Genomic DNA, 21,180 nt, shown 5'->3' on the forward strand with positions numbered 1-21,180 from the left:
TTCATGAATAAACTGGTAAGCATAGTAATTCCCTGCTATCGTTCGGCCGAAATGCTGGAGGGTGTTGTGGCGGATATCGGCAGGGAGATGGACAATCTGAAGGACAAATACCGCTGGGAGCTTATTCTTGTCAACGATTGTTCTCCGGATAATACCTTTGAGGTAATCAGAAGGCTTTGCGAGAAGCATAAAAATATATGCGGTGTAAACCTGGCGAGGAATTTCGGCCAGCATGCTGCGTTGATGGCCGGTTTCCATCAGGTAAAGGGAGACTATCTGGTGTGCATGGACGATGACGGCCAGACGCCCGCCGATGCCATTGGGGATTTACTGCAGGGGCTGGAGGAGGGCAGTGATGTGGTGTATGCCAGATATGAGCATAAGCACCATAATGCGTTCCGCAATTTCGGCAGCAGGGTCAATGATCTGATGTTGAAATTCATGCTGGGTAAGCCGTCGGATTTGTATGTCTCCAGCTTTTTTGCCGCCAGAAGGTTTATTGTGGACGAGATGCTTCGTTATCAGAATGCTTATCCTTATGTGATCGGCCTTGTCCTGCGCGCCACACGCAATATAAAAAATGTTACGGTGGAGCACCGTGACAGAAAAACAGGCGAATCCGGCTATACCCTGGGAAAGCTTCTTGGGCTGTGGTTTAACGGTTTTACCGCCTTCAGTGAAAAACCGCTGCGGCTCGCCACCATGATCGGCACCGGCTGCGCGTTTCTCGGCTTTTTGTACGGCTTGTATACCATTATCAAAAAGCTGGTGAATCCGCTGGTTCCCATCGGCTTCAGCTCGCTGATGTCCGCGATCATGTTTATCGGCGGTATGCTGATGCTGATGGTGGGGCTTGTGGGCGAGTACATCGGCAGGATGTATATCTGTATGAACAATGCGCCGCAGTATGTGGTGCGGGAAATTGTAGGCGAGGAGATGCACAAGCCTGAGGACGGCCTGTGCAACGGGCCGGGACAGGGGCCAGGACAGAAGGAACAGGAACAGAACGGGCCGGGGCGGACCAGGCCGGGAAACAATTAACCGGGGCAGGAACCCCGCGGCGGGGACAGGCAGCAGCATCCGGCAGCCGCGCAAATCAAAGACCCCGCTGCAAGCAACTGGGTATCAAACTTGCAGCGCTGCAGAGCAGCGGGGTATTTGACCCTCGCGGCAGTCGCCAAATATCCATGCAAGCATGGCTACTTGGCTCGTTGCTCGCGGGAATAAAAGCGGCTGCCTCACAGACTGAGGAAAATGAAAATGAGTATGAGTGAAGGAAAGAAAAAATTCATATCTGCCGCAGTTACTCTGGCGGGAGTGATCTGTCTTCCGCAGATGCTGATTTCTTCGGGAAAAGGGCTGGATTTTTCCAACAGCTTTCTTTCCGTGCTTGTTTTCCTGCTCTGCTTTCCGGTAATCCACAGGTCGCTTTGGAACGGAGCGAGGAGCATCTGGTCCTTTCTCATGTCACTTGTGCTGGTGACAGCATGCTGTCTGGGCAGCCGGCTGGAAGCTTTGGGCTATGTCTGGCTGACGGACTGGCATATGTGGGCGGCCATGCCATTTCTGCTTTTATTTTTTATGCTGCTCACGGACGGGCTGTGGGGAATCCTGGAAGATGCCGGAAGATATGGAAAACAGGAACAAGAAGCAGCAGGGATAAAAAGGGAAACGCTTTATATATTCCTGTTTTTCCTGCTGGTATGGGGAATTGTGCTGCTGGCCGTTTATCCCGGCTTTTTCGTATATGATGCCCAGGATGAGTTTAATCAGGTGGCCATGCGCCGGTTCACCACCCATCATCCGCTGCTGCATGTAGTGCTTCTGGGAGGTATTATCAGCCTGGGAAATAAAATATTTGCATCCTATAATGCGGGAATTGCGCTTTACATGGTTTTTCAGATGCTGCTGATGGCAGGCTGTTTTACGTATATCCTGTCTTATTTCAGACAAAACAGGGCGCCTGTGTGGCTTCGCAGGGCAGGCGTGCTGTATTTCGCTTTTTTCCCTGTCATTCAGATGTATGTGCTCTGCTCCGCAAAGGATACCCTGTATTCTGCGGGGATGCTTTTAACCATAGTCCTGCTCCTTAGGCTTTTCAGGGAGAAAGCAGAGTTCTTTTCGGATCAGAATAAAACGGCGCTGCTTTTGCTGTCCCTGTTTTCCATGGCAGCCATGCGTCACAACGGTTTTTATATCCTGCTGTTAATGATTCCTGTAATTATCCTCTGTGCCGGAAAAAACTGCCGGGTAAAAGCGGCGGCGACTGCCTGTACAGCGCTGCTTCTTTATCTGCTTGTATCAAACGGACTTGCGTTTGTGCTGCATGCGCAGGTGCAGGAAAACCAGGAAATGCTCACTGTGCCGATTCAGCAGCTGGCCCGTGTATATACCACCAGCCCGGAAGTGATGACAGAGGAAGAAAAGTCCGTGCTTCTGGAGGTACTGCCCCGGGAAGCGCTGGAACGATATACGCCGAAGCTGTCTGACAGTGTGAAGATTGATTTTAACAATGCAGCGTATAAGGCGGATCCGACCCGGTACTGGAGGCTGTGGTGGTCCGTGGGCAAAAAAGCGCCTGCCGTCTATCTGAACGCCTGGCTGCTGACCTCCTACGGCTTCTGGTACCCGGATGCGGTGATCGATGTATACCGGGGAAATACTGTGTTTACCTATACTTATGAGGACAGCTCGTATTTTGGCTTTGAAACGGAACTGCCAGGCACCCGTGACAGCAAAATCCCTCTGCTGAACGAATGGTTCCGCAGGCTGAGCCTGGAATTGTTCCAGCAGAAGGTCCCGGTCGTTTCCATGCTTTTCTCCCCGGGATTTCTATTCCTTGTATACCTGTCCGGTCTGCTTTTCCTCATGCGCCGGAAACAATATAAAACCGTACTGGCCTTCCTCCCGGCGATATTAAACTGGCTGACTGTAATACTTGGGCCGACTTATCTGGTACGCTATGTCCTCATATTCTGGCTGGCCCTCCCGGTACTGGCATATGTTGTAAGTACGGGGAAATTATGCTATACTAACAGGAATTAATAAATCGTAACTGTGAAGTTACTGGACAGTTACCAATTAACCTATAAACCATCAGGTATAATAAATGAACAGAAAGTTAAAGAAATCCCGTGCAATCGAATACATTGTACTATGTTATGCCGCAGTTCTGATACTGCTCGCAGGCCCTCTGGGAATATTTGACGGTACCCGCCAAATTACAGGGAATGAGACTCCGGCAGGAACCTCTCAGATCATTGCTCAGGATTCCAGAATTCAGCAGGTATTCATAGCGGACGGCGGCTATCTGGAGAAAATCAGTATATATGCCATGGAAGACCTCTCCCGGAAGGTAATAAATCTCACAATATCGGATGAACTGGGAGAAACGGTCTTTTCCAGGAATGTAGCGCTGGATGCTTATGAAGCACCCGGCTTCTTTACCGTTCCCGTAGAATTCCAGACAGTACGGGGCAGGGCCTATGTATGGCAGATCAGCCATCCGGAGAAGCCCATAAGCTTTGGCTGTCAGAATACGGCTGAGTCCGGACTGGGCATTTACGGAAATTATTATTATGTAGGAAGCGATCAGTCTAATCAGGAGCAGGTGGGAAACAATATTATTATGCGTTTCCAGTACGAAGATAAATGGAGCCCTGGGAAAAAAGCCGCTGCGGCGGCAATGATTGCACTCCTTGCCGGTTTCCTGATACTTCTCGTGGAGAACTCCGCCAGAAAAAAGAAAAAGGGAAAAGAAGTACGCGTACAATGGGTTTTCCGCAGGATTTTCAACCCTCTGCTCATAATCGGCGCAGCAGCCGGGCTGGCTGCTGTTTATCCTATGGATTATTATGGGGGCGTCAGGGCTGACAAAATGGTTTATACGGCTGGCATCCTTGTGTTGACGGCGCTGCTTCTTTACGTGGTCAATGCCAGGAGAGACAGTATAGCGCCTCTCCTTCCGCCCATCAGGGAAACGCTTCTGGACAGGGGAATGGACTGGCTGCAGTGCCTTTTCTGGGCCGGAGCGCTGTGGGGCTGTATTGATTATGTAAATGCGATGTATAATATCTATCAGGACTATGCCTACAGAAAGGTTCTGATTTATTTCTGCCTTGTCCTGCTTACCATGTGCAGTAAAAAATATGTGTTCCATTGGGGGAATCTGATATGGATTGCGCTTTCCTCCATTGCAGGCTGGCTGTATTACCGTCCGTATGCCGGCGTAGAGGAGCTGGACAGGCTCGCCCGGTTAAATGCCATTCTGTTTGTGACTGTGGGGCTGGTGGTCATTCAGCTCATCCTGCTTTTATGGAAAAAGAAGCCGGCCTGGAAGCAGCTGTTCCTTCCTTACGCGGGGCTTGTTGCAGTATTTTTCGCCTTGCTGGTGATTTTCCGCAATACAAGAGGCTGGCCGATTTATCTGTCGGCAGCTTTCGGCCTTTTTTATGTTTTTTATCTGTCCTGGGAGAAAAGAGAGCGGTTTCTGGGGATTTTCTGTAACGGTATCATCCTGAATTTTTTCTGTGCCCTGGTATTTGCCGTGCTGCGCAGGCCGATCCGTGCCTGGGGCTTTTACCGCTACAATTTTGTATTCCATACGGTTACTGTTACAGCGGCTTATCTGACGCTGATAATTTGTGCGCTGTTTGTGAAGCTGCTGATGCAGTACCATAAATCACGCAGGCTTTATACCTGCTGGACAACGGCTCTTTTATTCGGCATGGCGGTTTCGCTGCTTTTGATGACGCTTTCCCGTACCGGATATCTGGCGGCGGTGGTAATGGGCATTGTGGTTCTCCTTTTTGTATCCCTCGTCTGTTATCGGGAACGGTTACCCGTATTCCTGGCAAAAACGGGGCTTGCGATCGTCCTCGTGCTTGCCTGCTTCCCGGTTACCTATTCGGCGGTGCGCCTGATACCGCCGCTGTATGACGATCCCTATATTTTTGAACTGGAGGCAAATGAAGAAGAGTGGGCGGTGCATAAGGGCGATCCGGCTGACTCTGAAAATTATATCACCTTCCCCCGTTTTGCCTACTGCATGGATGTGAAGCTTTTCGGGGAAGAGCACAGTATTGTCAGGAAATTCGTGGATACCTTTATGGCATCCGCTGAAGAAGAGAGCAAATCCATGCCTGGCGGACGCCTGGAGGTCAGCCGGATATCAACTATGCTGGCATCAGCAGACGGCGCCGTCGGGGCGGAAGCATCCGATGATGCCGCTTCGGAAAACGGCCCGGAGGAAACGGAGGAGGATTACTCCAACGGCCGCTTTGAGATTTTCAAACGTTACATTTCCCATTGGAACCTGACCGGCCATGATGAAATGGGCGTGGAGCTTGCGGACGGCTCCCTCAGTGTCCATGCGCATAATACTTATCTGCAGGTAATCCACGATCACGGCTTGATTACCGGTGCGGTCTATCTGATATTGGGGGCTGTCAGCCTGATGCAGATGTTCCGTTACGCTTATTGGGCAGGCAGGAAAAAAAGGGAAGACAGCGCCGACCCTTACGCGGCCCTGCCCCTTGCCATATTCCTGGCATTTGCCGTGGCGGGGCTGGTGGAATGGCTGTTCCATCCCTGCAACCCATTGGGCTTTTCCACCATGGCAGTACTGGCGCCGCTGCTTATATTCCGCAGAGAAAAGAAAGTGTAGAGTAACTTAAAAGGCTGCCTGACAGTTAAGAAAAAGAAAAGAGTAAACGATAATGAAGGATAAAGAGAACAAGACAAAACAGCATTTTAATTATCAGTTGTTTTACCGCAGGACCGCGCTCATCATATATGATATCCTGAGCGTGACAGCTTCCAGCTTTCTGGCGATCCTGCTGCGGTATGATATGCATCTGGATGAGATTCCGGATCAGTTCCTGATGCCCATCAGGAATTTCCTTCCGCTGAATATCCTGCTGACCATGGGGATTTTCTATCTCTTTCGCCTGTATCACAGCCTGTGGGCCTTTGCCGGGGAAAATGAAATGCAGAGCCTGGTCATGGCCTGCTTCCTTTCCGCCGTGGTTTCCGGCGTGGGGCTGAATCTTTTCAAGGTGTCGGGCAAGCCGGTGCCGGACAGCTACTATTTTATGTATCTGTTCATGCTTATCAGCTTTACCTTTGTCAGCCGTTTTTCTTATCGGTTTTTAAGAAGCCATAAGCACAGGCTGCAGAACAAGAAAAATAACATTTCCGTCATGATCATAGGCGCCGGGGAAGCCGGAAACGCGCTGATCAAGGAAATTGTCACAAGCAATTACAGCACCATGGTCATCCGCTGCATCATCGATGATGATAAACAGAAAATGGGCCAGTTCATCCAGGGAATCAAGGTGGTTGGCGGCCGTGATAAAATCATCGAATCCGCCGATCTGTATGATATTGATGAAATTTTTATCGCCATGCCCTCAGCGCCCCGTACGGAAATCAGGGATATCCTGGACATCTGCAAGGAAACAAGCTGTAAGCTGCGTTCCCTGCCTGGCATGTACCAGCTGGTCAACGGTGAAGTGAGCGTGAGCAAGCTGCGCGACGTGGAGGTGGAGGATCTCCTGGGAAGAGAGCCTATCCGCGTGGATTTGGATTCCATCCTGAGCTATGTGCAGAATAAGGTGGTTATGGTAACCGGCGGAGGCGGTTCCATCGGCAGCGAGCTTTGCCGTCAGGTGGCATCCCATAAACCGGCGCATCTGGTAATTGTGGATATTTATGAAAATAATGCCTATGATATTCAGCAGGAGCTGCTGCAGAATTTTCCTGAGCTGAAGCTGACCGTCCTCATTGCTTCGGTCCGCAATACGAAGCGTATCAATTCCATTTTTGAGACGTACCGGCCGGATATTATCTACCATGCGGCAGCGCATAAGCATGTGCCGCTCATGGAGGTCAGCCCCAATGAGGCGATTAAGAACAACGTATTCGGAACCTGGAAAACGGCGCAGGCCGCCGCTCTGAACGGCGCGGAAAAATTTGTCATGATTTCCACGGACAAAGCGGTGAACCCCACTAATATCATGGGGGCCAGCAAGCGGATCTGCGAAATGATCATACAGACCTTTAACAAGCACTATGACACGGAGTTCGTGGCCGTCCGCTTCGGCAATGTGCTGGGCAGCAACGGCAGCGTGATTCCCCTGTTTAAAAAGCAGATAGCGGCCGGAGGGCCGGTAACGGTGACCCACCCTGATATCATCCGCTATTTTATGACCATACCGGAGGCGGTTTCCCTGGTGCTGCAGGCGGGCGCCTATGCCAAGGGCGGGGAAATATTCATCCTGGATATGGGTGAGCCTGTAAAAATCCTGGATCTGGCGAAGAACCTGATCCGGCTCTCCGGCTATAAGCTGGGGGAGGACATTCAAATCGAGTTTACCGGCCTGCGCCCGGGAGAAAAGCTCTATGAAGAGCTTCTTATGGATGAGGAAGGAATGCAGGATACGGACAACCGGCTGATTCATATCGGCCGCCCGATACAGCTGGATGAGAGGGAATTTTTTATTCAGCTCAAGCAGCTGGAGGATGCCTCCAAAGATGAAATCGCGGACATCAGGCCGCTTGTGGCGCAGATTGTGCCTACCTATGTGTATGGCCAGAATGCGGCGGAAAATGAAGTGAAACAGTAACTTCCAGCAGGTCAGTGCATTGGCGGCAGCAAGCATCCGACCCGCCACGCGATAGTTTTAATGCCGGATGCCTGTAACGGTCCACTTAACCGAACCGCTATGGAAAGGAAAAATAAATGAAGGTTCACCATATTGGATATCTTGTAAAAAAGCTGGAAAAGGCAGCGGAGGAATTTGAAAAGCTGGGCTATGTCAGGTTGGGGGAAATCACCCCGGATCCACATCGTAAAATCGATATCCTGTTCCTGGAAAAGGATGGGTATGTGGTGGAGCTGGTAAGCCCCAATGCCCCTGACAGCGTGGTTTCCGGGCTGCTGAAGACCTATAAGAACGCGCCTTACCATATTTGCTATGAATGTACCGATTTTCAGGAGGATCTGGAGCGGCTCGCGGCGAACGGCTATGTGCAGATTGACCAGCCCACGCCGGCGCCGGCCATTGGAAACCGCAGGGTTGTATTCCTTATGAACAGCCGGCTGGGAATGATAGAGCTGCTGGAAGGCTGCTGAATAATAAAGCTTCCCGAGGCAGACCTGTGATAGTCAGGAGGAAAATCCTCCGCTCGCAGAGAGCTCGCATTTTGCTTCCCAAAACTACCAGGAGGAATAAATATGGACAAAGACAGTGTAATGCAGAAGAAAAAAATATTTCTCTCTTCTCCTACCATGCATGGAGAAGAGCGTAAATTTGTGGAGGAAGCCTTCGACACCAACTGGGTAGCCCCGCTGGGCCCCAATGTCAATGCTTTTGAAAAGGAAATGGAGGAGTACACAGGCTGCGGATATGCGGCGGCGCTCAGCGCCGGAACAGCGGCAATCCATCTGGCGCTGCGCCTGATAGGGATACAGCCGGGGGATGTGGTATTTTCTTCCGACCTCACCTTTTCCGCCACCTGTAATCCCATATGCTATGAAAAAGGGACTCCGGTTTTCATCGATGCGGAGGAGGATACCTGGAATATGGACCCTAAGGCCCTGGAAAAGGCTTTTGAAAAATATCCCGGGGCAAAAGCGGTGATTTGCGCCCATCTTTACGGGACGCCTGCGAAAATTGATGAAATCCGCGCAATCTGTGATGCCCATCATGTACCGCTTATCGAGGATGCGGCGGAATCCTTAAGCTCTACCTTCCGGGGGAAAATGACCGGCACCTTTGGGGATTACGGCATTTTTTCATTTAACGGAAACAAGATTATCACCACCTCGGGCGGCGGCATGCTGGTTTCCAGGGACGGTGAAGCAATAGAAAAAGCCCGCTTCCTTTCCACCCAGGCCAGGGATAAGGCAAGGCACTATCAGCATTCCCAGATTGGCTTTAACTACCGGATGTCCAATGTGGTAGCGGGTATCGGCAGAGGCCAGCTGCTTCATCTGGAGGAGCATAAAAAGAAAAAACAGGAAATTTACAGACAATATAAAGAGGCATTTGCCGACATCCCGGCAATTGCAATGAACCCCCTGAATCCCGACGGGGACGCCAATAACTGGCTCTCCTGTATGACGATTGCACCGGAAAGCGGCGTGACGCCCAACATGGCCATGGATGCGCTGGAGGCGGAAAATATTGAATCCCGGCCTATCTGGAAGCCCATGCACCTGCAGCCGGTCTTTGCCGATGCCGATTTTATTACACTGCAGGAGAACGGCAGCGTGGGAGAACGTATTTTTGAGAAGGGCTTCTGTCTTCCCAGCGATATCAAGAACACGCCGGAGGATATGGAACTCATTATAAATACCATCAGAAACCTGTTTTAAAGGGATGCGAAGCTTGCAGGTCGCATTTTACGGACCGCGGCAGTGGCTGTGGTGTTCTGAAAAAAGGCGGCAGCTATGCGGCATCCGGGCAGCAGAGAAATGAGGAAACAATGTTTTACAGGAAATTCGGCAAAAGATTTCTGGATTTTTTTCTTTCTTCCATAGCGATCATACTTCTGAGCCCCATCCTTCTTGTGGTGGCGGTCCTTGTGCGCATCAAGCTGGGAAGCCCCGTGCTTTTTCACCAGGAAAGGCCGGGAAAGGATGAAAAAATATTTACCCTTTGTAAGTTCCGCACCATGACGGATAAGAGGGACGCCCAGGGGAATCTGCTTCCTGACGCCAAACGTCTTACGAAATTCGGTAAAATGCTGCGGGCCACCAGCCTGGACGAGCTGCCGGAGCTTTTTAATATCTGGAAGGGGGACATGAGCATCATCGGTCCCCGGCCGCTTCTGGTTTCCTATCTTCCCTGGTATACACAGGAGGAGAAGCTGCGCCATACGGTGCGGCCCGGCCTGACTGGCCTGGCCCAGGTATCGGGCCGGAATTTCCTGGACTGGGATAAGCGTCTGGCCAAGGATGTGGAATACGTGAAGAAGCTTTCCCTGGCCATGGATTTAAAGGTCCTGTGGAAAACGGTAATGGTGGTATTTGATCACAGCGAGGTGGCGGAGGATACCTCCGCAGCGGAAGGAAATCTGGCTGAAATCCGCAGCAAAAGGCAGGAAAGGGAAAAGCAGGCATGATTAATATATTAATTTTAAGCGCAGGAACCAGAAATAAGGTGGTGCAGTATTTCCGGAAGGAGCTGGAAGGAAAGGGCAGAGTATACGCCACGGATTGCAGCGAGCTGGCCCCGGCGATATATGAGGCTGACGAAGCAATCCTCGTACCCCGGATTACAGAGCCGGGATATCTGGAGAAAATTCTGGATATCTGCCGGGAGAAGGAAATTACAGGAGTCTTTTCCCTGATAGATCCGGAGCTGACAATGCTGGCGGAGCACAGGGAGGAATTTTTAGCCGTTGGAACAACGCCCATTATATCCCCGGCGGAGGCGGTTGCCATATCCTTTGATAAATACCGGATGTTTGAAAAGCTGACGGAGCTTGGAATCCCCACAGGACGCTGCTTTATGGATTTGCAGGAGTTTGAGAGGGCGGTGGAGAAGGGGGAGATAGCATATCCTGTTTTCGTGAAGCCAGCCAAAGGAAGCGCCAGCATCAATATCAATAAAGTGACCTGCCGGGAAGAAGTGGAGCTGCTTTGCAGGCATAATGAGGACATGATGATCCAGGAATACATGGACGGCACGGAATATGGCGCGGATGTGTATGTTGATATGCTTACGGGAAAGGTAACTTCAATTTTTGTCAAGGAAAAAGTAAAAATGCGCGCAGGAGAAACGGATAAATCCGTTTCGGTGAAAGACGCGAAACTGTTTGGCCTTATAAAAAAATTCGTTGAATCCGTCGGATTTTGTGGTATTATTGACATAGATATTTTTAAGGTGGACGGAACGTACTATATTTCCGAGGTCAATCCCCGCTTCGGCGGCGGCTATCCCCATGCGTATGCCTGCGGCGTCAATGTGCCCGCGCAGATTATCCGTAATCTGGAGGGAGCGGCCAATGAGGAGAATATCGGCGATTACGAAGAAAATATCTGCATGATGAAATATAATGAGATCATGATTCGGAAATTGTAACTGTCCGGCAGGCCGGCGCATTTGCCGTAAGGGTGAAGCTTGGTGTCCGGATAACCGAACGGAGACAAAAAATAGGAAAATAAGGAGAAAGCCATGGCTTCTTCCATACTGATACTGTCCAACAGCGATTCGGGGCTTTATGATTTCCGTAAGGAAGTTCTGAAGGCGCTCATGGAGAAAGGGTTCCATGTCCTTGTATCTGTCCCGGATACCGGATATGTGGAGCGGATTAAGGCCCTGGGCTGTGAATACATCCCCACCGCGTTTGAGCGGCGCGGCATGAATCCGTTTAAGGACATGAAGCTGCTGCTGTTTTACCGGAGGCTGATAAAGACGCACAGCCCCGCGGCGGTGCTGACTTATACGATAAAACCGAATATTTACGGAGGGCTTGCGGCAAGGCTCACAGGAACACCCTACCTGGTCAATGTGACGGGGCTTGGCACTACGCTGGAGCATGGAGGTGTGCTGCAGAAAATGATTGTCCTCATGTACAGGACAGCCCTGAAAAAGGCTTCCTGTGTTTTTTTCCAGAATCAGGGCAACCGGGATTTCCTGGTTCAGAGGGGCTGCGTCACCGGAAAGACGAGGGTGATTCCGGGCTCCGGCGTAAACCTGAAGGAACATCTGCCGCAGGAATACCCGGCGGATACGCCTGTGCGGTTTGTTTCTATTATGCGGCTTATGAAGGATAAAGGAATTGAAGAATTGCTGACAGCGGCGCAAAGGATACATGAAAGGCATCCGGACACCCTGTTTCAGATACTGGGAGCCTATGAAGAGGAAACCAGGCAGCTTTATGAGCCGCGTGTGAAAGCACTGGAGGAGAAAGGCGCCATCCGCTACTACGGCTATCGGGACGATGTCCCTGAATTTTTAAAGGAATGCCAGGCAGTGGTGCATCCCTCCTATCACGAGGGAATGTCCAATGTGCTTCTGGAAGCGGCGGCAACCGCCAGACCGGTGCTTGCCAGTGCGGTGGAGGGATGCCTGGATACCTTTGAGGAAGGCCGCAGCGGGCTGGCCTTTGCACCGCAGGATGCGGACAGCCTGGAAGAGGCGCTGGAGCATTTCCTCAGCCTTCCTTATGAAAAGCGCAGGGAAATGGGACTGTGCGGCCGCAGGTTCGTGGAGGAGAGGTTCGACAGGAATTTTGTGGTGGCTGCTTATCTGGAAGAGCTGACCGCGGGGATGAAGTAAACACGTTGCAGCTTTTGCAGCGGATGGCGGATAGACCGTAATCAATGATTTTACAATAAATTTTATCCATAAAACAGACAGATACGAATGAAACAGATTCGGGAAATGAGGTCACAGATGGAATTATATGAAAAACTTGTAAACGGAGAAGAAAAGCTCTCTCTTGTGGGGCTTGGCTATGTGGGGATGCCCATTGCCGTTGCCTTTGGCAGAAAAATCAAAGTTATCGGTTATGATTTGAATGCAAAGAAGGTGGAGCAGTACAGGGCCGGCTTTGATCCTACCAGAGAGGTGGGGGATGATGTGATTAAGCAGGCGAACGTGGAATTTACTTCCGATGAAACAAAGCTGAAGGAAGCAAAATTCCATATTGTAGCGGTTCCCACGCCGGTAAATGACGATCATACGCCGGATCTTCGTCCCGTTGAAGGAGCCAGCTGTACGGTGGGCCGTAACCTGACAAAAGGAAGCATTGTCGTATTTGAATCCACCGTTTATCCGGGAGTTACGGAGGATATTTGTGTACCGATTATGGAGAAGGAATCCGGCCTGAAGTGCGGCGTTGATTTTAAGGTGGGTTATTCTCCCGAGCGTATTAACCCCGGCGATAAGGTGCACCGTCTGGAAACCATTGTAAAGATCGTTTCCGGTATGGATGAAGAGACACTTGATCAGATTGCAAAGGTATATGAGCTTGTGGTAGAGGCGGGAGTTTACCGTGCAGATTCCATAAAGGTTGCGGAGGCTGCCAAGGTAATTGAGAACAGCCAGCGGGATATCAATATCGCTTTCATGAACGAGCTTTCCATAATTTTCAATAAGATGGGCATAGATACCAAATCCGTACTGGAGGCGGCGGGAACCAAATGGAATTTCCTGAAGTTCTTCCCCGGCCTGGTGGGCGGACACTGCATCGGCGTGGATCCTTATTATCTTACCTATAAGGCGGAGGAAATGGGATACCACTCCCAGATCATTCTGTCCGGCCGCCGGATCAATGACGATATGGGAAGATATGTGGCGGAGAACGTGGTGAAGAACCTGATCAGGGCGGATATTGCGGTAAAAACTGCCAGAGTAGCCATTCTTGGCTTTACCTTCAAGGAAAACTGCCCGGATACGAGAAATACCAAGGTCATTGATATTGTTAAAGAACTTCGAGAATACGGAATTGAGCCTGTGATTGTGGATGAAACAGCGGATGCACAGGAAGCGCAGAGACTGTACGGCGTGAAGCTGGCAGACAGAAGTGAAGTGAAGGATTTGGATGCGCTTGTCATCGCTGTGGCCCATGAAGAATTCAGCCACATGACCAGGGAGGATATCGCCGGATATTTCAAACCTGAGCATGCGAAGAAGGTGCTTGTTGATATCAAGGGTATCCTGGACCGTAAGGATTATCTTACACAGGATTATATCTACTGGAGACTTTAAGAAGGCGCCGGTTTATGGAATATAGTGCAGCCGCAGCGGCAGGAAAGCCGGAACGGCCGCAGGAATACTGAGGCAAAAGGTAACTGTAGGATACCGGACAGCTGCCGGAAAAGGAAAGGATAGGAAAATGGGTTATAAACATTTGCAGTTTGACAAAGACAGTGTATTTCTTGTAACTGGAGGCGCGGGCTTTATCGGTTCCAACCTCTGTGAAGCGATTCTGGATATGGGGTATCAGGTAAGATGCCTGGATGATTTATCCACCGGAAAGCAGGAAAACGTGGAGATGTTCCTTGACCGTCCGGGCTATACTTTCATTAAGGGTGACATCAAGGATCTGGAGATCTGCCGCAGAGCCTGCGACGGCGTGGATTACGTGCTGAATCAGGCAGCCTGGGGAAGTGTTCCCAGGAGCATTGAAATGCCCATTTTCTATGAGCAGAACAACATCGGCGGAACGCTGAACATGATGGAAGCGGCCAGGGAAAGCGGCGTAAAGAAATTCGTATATGCTTCCAGCTCTTCCGTATACGGCGACCACCCCGCGCTTCCCAAAAAGGAAGGCATTGAGGGCGAGGTGCTTTCTCCCTATGCGCTCACTAAACGCACCAATGAGGAGTATGGGAAGCTTTATAAGAAGCTGTACGGGCTGGATACCTACGGCATGCGTTATTTCAACGTGTTCGGACGCAGACAGAACCCGGACGGCATGTATGCGGCCGTTATCCCCAAGTTCTTAAAGCAGCTGCTGCATGATGAAGTGCCTACGATTAACGGGGACGGCAGACAGTCCCGTGACTTTACCTACATTGATAATGTTATCGAAGCCAACCTGAAGGCCTGCCTGGCTTCCAGTGAAGCTGCCGGGGAAGCTTACAATATCGGTTCCGGCGGAAGAGAATTCCTGATAGACATTTATTATTATCTGTGCAAGGCGCTGGGCAAGGACATTGAACCGAAATTCGGGCCGGCCAGAAAAGGGGATGTGCGGGATTCCAATGCGGATATCACCAAGGCAAGAACCAATCTGGGATATGACCCTGACTATGATTTTGAAGCGGGAATCAAGCTTGCCATTGACTGGTATAAAGAGAATCTGAAATAAATACAGCCGGGGCCACTGGCTGCCTGGAAAGGCAGTCTGGTCCCGTTTGTTTTGGAAAGGTGAGGACGGATAAGTGAAATATAAAGTGGTAATATTCGGCGTAAAGGATACCACGGCGGAAATCGTGACCTTTATCCATGAAAAAATATGTCCTGTGGATCTGGTGGTGACCATCCATCCCGACGTGCTTTCCGGAAACCAGGTTTCCGGCTACCAGGGACTGGGTTTTTTAACGGAAAAGTATGGAATCCCTGTATTCGAAACCCATTCCTATGGACTGAAGGATGAAGAAACGGTCCGGTTCTTTGATGGGAATGAATTTGAAATCGGTATTTCCATGGGCTGGCAGCGGCTGATTCCCCAGTCCGTGCTGGATCGGTTTGCACACGGTATTTTCGGCTTCCACGGAAGTTGCGGTTATCTGCCCTACGGCCGGGGGCGTTCTCCGCTGAACTGGTCGGTTATCAACGGGGACACCCGGTTTATCCTGAATCTGTTTCAGTATGATGCGGACCCGGACAGCCCGAATGTGTTTGCCAATGAAATGTTTTCCATCAATCCTCATGATACCATCCGTACGCTGCAGTACAAAAACATCCTGGCCTCCAAGCGGCTGATTCAGAAGCTTCTGGAAGCGTACAGGAAGGATGGGATTACCATAAACAGACAGTCCAGGGATTTCAGCGGCTGGTACAACAAACGGACTGCCGCGGACGGGAAAATCGATTTTCATGGGAAAACAAGGGATATCTATAACCTGGTCAGAGGCGTGACCCGCCCCTTCCCCGGAGCCTTTTGCCTGTGCGGGGATGACAGGGTTACGGTATGGAGTGTCCATCCCTTTGACGAAATCATGGATTTTTCCGCTTATGCGCCGGGAGAAATCATAGACAGCATTGACGGAAAGCTGATAGTCCGCACAGTGGACGGTTCTCTTTTGATTGAGGAATATGAATGCGGCCGCAGGCTGCTTCCGGGAGACAGGCTGGAGTAAGGCGGTCATATAAGGGCGTGGCTGTTTCAGGTAACGGTCCAGCCCCGTCTGAACGGTTACTGTTTCTGGCCTCTTAAGGCCGGCCCGACTGAACAGTTAGGAAAGGGTTACGTATGAAAATTGCGATTCGAATGGATGATATTACGGCAGATATGAACTGGAAAAATTTTCTGGCGCTGAAGGAGCTGTTCGACAGGCACGGTATCTGCCCTCTGATCGGCGTGGTGCCGGATAACCGGGATGAAAATCTGCGTATGGATCCTCCCAGGGAAGACTTCTGGGAGTATCTTGGTAAGCTGCGCGGGCAGGGCTGGGTAATTGCGCAGCATGGGCAGTATCACCGGTATACCACCCAAAAAGGGGGATGCTTTCCCCTGAACCGCTTTTCCGAGTATGCAGGCGTACCTTATGAAAAACAGAAAAGCATGATTGAGGAAGGGAAAAAAATACTGGAGGAAAAGGGGATCCGGACGGATATTTTTATGGCGCCGGGGCATACCTTTGACAGGAATACGCTGAAGGCGCTGAGAGAATGCGGTTTCAGATACCTTACCGATGGTTTCGGAAAAGCACCCTATTCCCGGGAGGGGCTGACCTTCCTCCCCATATCCAGCCGTAAAAAAGATTGTTTTAAGGACAGGGAAGGCTATACTACCCTTGTAATCCACGCCAACGGAATGAGCGAGACGGAAATCGGCTGGTATGAAAGAATGCTTGCAGAGTATCCGGATCGGTTTATTTCCTATGGTCAGCTGCTGGCGCTTCCTGTCACAAAACGCGGTTTTGCAGGAAATCTTGCAGAATATATACAGGCTTCCTGCAAACGGATCCTGGTGAAGCTGCTTTCCTGAACGGAGTGAGGCTGTGAAGAGGGGGCTATGAAGGTGGTACTGTAAAGAGAGACACGTGAAGAGGGGCACAGCAAAGTGATGCTGTAAAGGGTGCTGCTGTAAAAAGTGTACAGTGCAGGGGTGTCATCGTGAAGGAACACGTACCAGAGACATATAAATTAGGAAAGTAGGAAAGGCGCAGAAAACGGGAATGAAAACAGTGAGAGTGCTTCAGGTTCTGGGAGGAACCAGCCTGGGCGGCGCGGAAAGCCGGGTAATGGACAGCTACCGCCACATGGACAGAAACAGAATACAGTTTGATTTTGCCGTCCACACCGGGGAAAAAGGTTTTTTTGACGAGGAAATCGAGCGTCTGGGAGGGCATATTTACCGTTTCCCCAGGTTCCGGGTGATAAACTGGCCGGCCTACCGCAGGGCCTGGAAGGATTTTTTCAGGGAACATCCCGGCTACAGGGCAGTGCACGGACATATGACAAGCACGGCGTCCATTTATCTGCCGATCGCAAAGAAATCCGGCGTGCCGCTGACGATTGCCCATGCAAGGAGCGCTGGAGTGGATCCGGGGCTTAAGGGGAAGCTGACCCGTTTCCTGAGAAGAAATCTGGGGAAAAAGGCAGATATGTGTCTGACCTGCTCCCAACTGGCGGGAGAAGCGGTGTTTGGAAAAAAAATGTGGGATGAGGGACGGGTGAAGACGGTTCCCAATGCCATCGACGCGCCGGCCTTTGCCTATGATGAGAAGATCAGGGAGCGGATGCGGCGCAGCCTCAGGATCCCTGAGGATGCTTTCGTGATAGGCCATGTGGGACGGTTTGGCCATATGAAAAATCACCTGTTTCTTCTGGATGTTTTTGCAGCGGTGAATAAAAAACTGCCGGGGGCAAGGCTTTTGCTGGTGGGCGAGGGCGGCCTGATGGAACAGGTGAAGGAAAAGGCGGCGGCGCTGGGCGTTTTGGAGCAGGTGATTTTCACAGGAAACCAGGGGAAGGTGAGCGATTATTATCAGGCGATGGATTTCTTTGTGTTTCCCTCCCTGTTTGAAGGCCTTCCGGGATCGGTAATTGAGGCCCAGGCCTGCGGGCTGCGGTGCCTGATATCCGACAGCGTAACGCCGGAGGTGCTCATTACAGAACTGGCCGAGGCGAAGCCCCTTTCCATGGGAGCCGGAGACTGGGCTGAAAATGTGCTTTTACGGAAGAATTACAGGCGGGAGCAAATGGCGCAGGCAGTCAGGGAGGCCGGCTTTGATGTGTCGGATCAGGTAAAGCTGCTGGAAGAGATATATTTGCAGGAAAAATAGACGTCAAGGAAAAGGCGGCCGGGATTGCGGCGGTCGGGCCAGGATTTTGCCGCAGCCGGATTTTAACATCTGCCAGGAGAAATGTTAATGAAGAAAAAAGTTATGCTTATTGTACCTATGCTGCATCAGGGAGGCTTTGAACGGGTCTGCGTAGCTACTGCGCGCCTGCTGGAGCCATTTTATGAAGTTTATATTGTGATTTTCAGTGCCAGGGATATTGCTTATGATATCAGGGGGCTCCATGTGATCGACCTGCATATGGGGGCGGCGGAGGGAAAGCTGCTTAAGATTCGCAATGTATTCCGCAGGAGCCGGAGGGTAAGCGCACTGAAAAAGGATCTGGGAATCGATATTGCATACAGCTTCGGCCCCACAGCCAATCTGGTAAATGTGTTTTCCAGATCCCGTGGAAAGACCTGGTGCGGTGTCCGCAGCTATATGGATATGGGAAATCCCAGGCTTCTGAAGCTTTTCTGTAGCAGAGCGGATCGGATAATCAGCTGTTCCCGTACGATTGAGAAAGAAATACGGGAAAAATTCGACTGTCAGACTACCTCTACGCTTTATAATCCTTTTGATATCAAAGAGGAAGAGGAACGGGCGCAGGAGGAGGAAAGCCGACTTCCTTTTCAGGACTGCGGGCCGGTGGTGGTGTCCATGGGGCGCGAGGACGATGTAAAGGGCTTCTGGCATCTGGTAAAAAGCTTCTCCCTGGTTCATCGCAGGCTGCCGGATTCCCGGCTGGTGATTGTGGGAGAGGGTGATTTCCTGGAGTACTGGAAGCTGGCTGAGGCGCTGGGGATTTCGGATGCGGTAAGCTTCCCGGGGGTAAAGAAGAATCCCTTCCCGTGGCTGAAGCTGGGAAGTATTTATGTGATGACTTCCTTAAACGAAGGCTTTCCCAATGTGCTTGTGGAGGCCATGGCCCTTGGCAAGCCGGTGATTTCTACCAACTGCATGACCGGGCCGGCGGAGATCCTCATGGATGATTTTGAGGCTTATGTGGGAAAAGAAGAATATGTGGACGGAGACTACGGTATTCTGATTCCCAACCTGGAAACGCAGAAAAATCTGGATGCCAGGGTGATTACGCAGGAAGAGGAACTTCTGGCGGAACAGATGCTGCGCCTGCTGACGGATCAGAAGCTGCATAAAAAATATGCTGATGCGGCGCTTAAGAGGGCGGCCTGCTTTTCCAATGAAGCTTATGTGGAACAGCTCCGCGGGATGGCGGAGGATGTGTGAAAGGTAAAATTCAATTGTAATGGCTTGTAAATTCCCGCTGTTTGCGGCTGAAAAAACTGCGGTATCCACCTGAAAAAGATGGATACCGCAGTTTTCTTATTATTTGCCTGAATACATTTTTATAAAAAATTATAATTTCAATCCCCGGTATCTGTTAAAGCATGCAAAGATTTCCTGCCGTCTGGGAACCGCCAGATCCGTGGGCAGATAGCCGGAGCCGGCCAGTGCGGACAGGCCTTTTTTTTCAATCAGTGAAAGAAAGGAATCCACAAGCATACGCAGGCTGGTCTGGCCGTTAAACATACTTTTTTCCGCCAGGGCAAGCATATAGGAAAGGGCGGCGGTCTGTTCCGAATCGGCAAGCTGTTCCAGGTAGCGCAGGTCGATGTCCTCATGTCCAATCTGAATGTTTTCCCGGCCGTGGACCTTGGTTTTCAGACGTTCATCCCTGCGAAGCTCCGGACGATAGCCGGGAGTGCGGCGGAAGGAGGGCAGTTCGGGATCAGGGAGCAGCTGGGGCATTCCCGCTTCCGGTGTTTCCTGATTGCGGGAGGCGTAGAGGGCGGCTTCTTTTTTGGCAAAAGCGGTGATGTCTTTGGGAACATAGCGATCCATCTGGATTACCGCATCTGCGATGTAAAAATAGGAACCGGAGCTTCCGGCAACGATTACGGAAGAAATGCCGCATTTTTCATAGAGGAAACGGGCGCGTTCAATGAAGGGAGTGATAGGCTCCTCTTCCCGGCAGACCACGCGCTGCATCAGCTCGTCGCGTATCATGAAATTAGTGGCGCAGGTGTCCTCGTCTATCAGGAAAAGTGAGGTTCCGCTTTCCATGCCTTCTATGACATTGGCGGCCTGTGAGGTGCTTCCGCTGGCATCCTCCGTATAGAAGGCTTTGGTATCCTTTCCGTTGGGAAGGTTATTGATGAACATGGATATGTCCGTCTTTTTGATGCTGCGGCCATCCTCCGCGCGTATTTTCAGGGCGCTGTCATCAGTGATGACATATTCCCTGCCGTCGCCTGCGATATGGTTGTATACGCCAAGCTCCAGAGCCTCAAGGAGAGTGGATTTCCCATGATAGCCGCCGCCTACGATCAGGGTGATTCCTTTCCTGATGCCCATGCCGGTAATCGGCCCATGATGGGGTAGATTCAGTGTGATTTCCATGGAAGAGGGGGAGGTGAAGGGAATGCCTTCTTTCATGGGGCGGTCCGATACCCCGGACTGCCTGGGAAGGATGGAACCATTGGCTACAAACGCACACAAATCCAGGGTAGGCAGCTGGGTGCGGATATAATGCTGGTCCTCAGCCAGATGGATGACGCTTTGTACCCTGGCGGGGGAGAGCTTTTTGTAAAAGCAGACCGTCTGTACACAGGCCGGCAGGAAATCAAAGAGAATGCGTTCCAGCTGTGACGCGTTGATAGTCCTTCCATTGGCCGGAAAACCAGCGGCAAAACGGAATAACAGGCCGCCGTTTTCCGGGTTGATGGTTACGGCGGACCGCTCCAGAATTTCCTGGCCGCAGCGGCTGACACTGATCAGCCCGCTTTTGCCGGAGCCTTTGGCCTTGAAGGTATACTTTTCGATCTCCTGGTAAAAAAGTCGGTTCAGGTAGTCCTGTAGCGCAACCCTTTTATAGCGGGTATCGTAAAGCCCGGCAGGAAATCCCGCGGTTTTTCCGTCAACAAGGATGCTCAGGCGGGACGGAGAGGCAAAGGGATCCCCCTGGACATGGTCAATGGATAAGACATAATTGCCGAAGGAATAGCTTCCTTTTAAGTCCTTGTAGGCAGGATAGCTTTTATGGTCGATGGCACGAAGCGCACGACGCAGGTCTTCTGAATTTTTCATGGGGTTTTTTGGTCCTTTCTGTAAAGCTTTTTTGTGATATCGGGCAGATGTTGGGTTTCTCCATACATGAAATCCCAAATTATTAATTACAGGTCCGGGAT

The 21,180-nt window shown here is 51.0% G+C and carries 16 protein-coding genes; 15 read left to right on the top strand and 1 reads right to left on the bottom strand.

From position 1 onward, the window contains the following. Nucleotides 1-3: 3 nt before the first annotated feature. The 15 genes from DXC51_RS19800 (at nt 4) to DXC51_RS19870 (ending at nt 19,219) form a co-directional block, all read left to right on the top strand. Nucleotides 4-1,041 carry a glycosyltransferase family 2 protein gene (locus tag DXC51_RS19800; RefSeq protein WP_025488466.1) on the top strand — a complete coding sequence of 346 codons (1,038 nt, stop codon included), beginning with the start codon at nt 4-6 and terminating at the stop codon, nt 1,039-1,041. A gap of 219 nt (nt 1,042-1,260) precedes the next feature. Next, nucleotides 1,261-3,045, top strand: coding sequence for a DUF6020 family protein (locus tag DXC51_RS19805; protein ID WP_117530740.1), 1,785 nt, complete (start codon nt 1,261-1,263; stop codon nt 3,043-3,045). 64 nt (nt 3,046-3,109) lie between these two features. Continuing rightward, nucleotides 3,110-5,665 carry an O-antigen ligase family protein gene (locus tag DXC51_RS19810; RefSeq protein ID WP_025488468.1) on the top strand — a complete coding sequence of 852 codons (2,556 nt, stop codon included), beginning with the start codon at nt 3,110-3,112 and terminating at the stop codon, nt 5,663-5,665. A gap of 52 nt (nt 5,666-5,717) precedes the next feature. Further along, nucleotides 5,718-7,625 carry a polysaccharide biosynthesis protein gene (locus DXC51_RS19815; RefSeq protein WP_025488469.1) on the top strand — a complete coding sequence of 636 codons (1,908 nt, stop codon included), beginning with the start codon at nt 5,718-5,720 and terminating at the stop codon, nt 7,623-7,625. A gap of 116 nt (nt 7,626-7,741) precedes the next feature. Next, nucleotides 7,742-8,134: a VOC family protein gene (locus DXC51_RS19820; protein WP_021633635.1), complete on the top strand. Its 393-nt coding sequence runs from the start codon at nt 7,742-7,744 to the stop codon at nt 8,132-8,134. 102 nt (nt 8,135-8,236) lie between these two features. Then, a complete protein-coding gene (locus tag DXC51_RS19825) occupies nt 8,237-9,379 on the top strand; it encodes an aminotransferase class I/II-fold pyridoxal phosphate-dependent enzyme (RefSeq protein WP_242991298.1) in 1,143 nt (380 codons plus the stop codon). 110 nt (nt 9,380-9,489) lie between these two features. Continuing rightward, nucleotides 9,490-10,128, top strand: coding sequence for a sugar transferase (locus DXC51_RS19830; RefSeq protein ID WP_025488471.1), 639 nt, complete (start codon nt 9,490-9,492; stop codon nt 10,126-10,128). Beyond that, nucleotides 10,125-11,090: an ATP-grasp domain-containing protein gene (locus DXC51_RS19835; RefSeq protein WP_117545225.1), complete on the top strand. Its 966-nt coding sequence runs from the start codon at nt 10,125-10,127 to the stop codon at nt 11,088-11,090. The genes DXC51_RS19830 and DXC51_RS19835 overlap by 4 nt, the downstream gene beginning before the upstream one ends. Nucleotides 11,091-11,183: 93 nt before the next feature. After that, entirely contained in the window at nt 11,184-12,290 is a 1,107-nt protein-coding gene (locus tag DXC51_RS19840) for a glycosyltransferase family 4 protein (protein ID WP_117545226.1), read from the top strand. Nucleotides 12,291-12,407: 117 nt separating this feature from the next. Continuing rightward, nucleotides 12,408-13,724, top strand: coding sequence for a nucleotide sugar dehydrogenase (locus DXC51_RS19845; protein ID WP_117545227.1), 1,317 nt, complete (start codon nt 12,408-12,410; stop codon nt 13,722-13,724). Between the two features lie 127 nt (nt 13,725-13,851). Further along, nucleotides 13,852-14,829 carry an SDR family oxidoreductase gene (locus DXC51_RS19850; RefSeq protein ID WP_117545228.1) on the top strand — a complete coding sequence of 326 codons (978 nt, stop codon included), beginning with the start codon at nt 13,852-13,854 and terminating at the stop codon, nt 14,827-14,829. A gap of 73 nt (nt 14,830-14,902) precedes the next feature. Further along, a complete protein-coding gene (locus DXC51_RS19855) occupies nt 14,903-15,823 on the top strand; it encodes a methionyl-tRNA formyltransferase (RefSeq protein ID WP_117545229.1) in 921 nt (306 codons plus the stop codon). Between the two features lie 113 nt (nt 15,824-15,936). After that, nucleotides 15,937-16,674 (top strand): DUF2334 domain-containing protein, encoded by a 738-nt coding sequence (locus tag DXC51_RS19860; RefSeq protein WP_117545230.1) that lies wholly within the window; start codon nt 15,937-15,939, stop codon nt 16,672-16,674. Nucleotides 16,675-16,864: 190 nt separating this feature from the next. Continuing rightward, a complete protein-coding gene (locus tag DXC51_RS19865; RefSeq protein ID WP_117545231.1) occupies nt 16,865-17,974 on the top strand; it encodes a glycosyltransferase family 1 protein in 1,110 nt (369 codons plus the stop codon). A gap of 87 nt (nt 17,975-18,061) precedes the next feature. Next, nucleotides 18,062-19,219, top strand: a complete 1,158-nt coding sequence (locus DXC51_RS19870) for a glycosyltransferase (RefSeq protein WP_025488478.1) — start codon at nt 18,062-18,064, stop codon at nt 19,217-19,219. 129 nt (nt 19,220-19,348) lie between these two features. Here the strand turns inward: DXC51_RS19870 and DXC51_RS19875 are convergent, their stop codons facing one another. Further along, nucleotides 19,349-21,079 (bottom strand): ABC-ATPase domain-containing protein, encoded by a 1,731-nt coding sequence (locus DXC51_RS19875; protein ID WP_117545232.1) that lies wholly within the window; start codon nt 21,077-21,079, stop codon nt 19,349-19,351. Nucleotides 21,080-21,180: the final 101 nt, after the last annotated feature.

This window comes from Eisenbergiella massiliensis, from assembly GCF_003435485.1.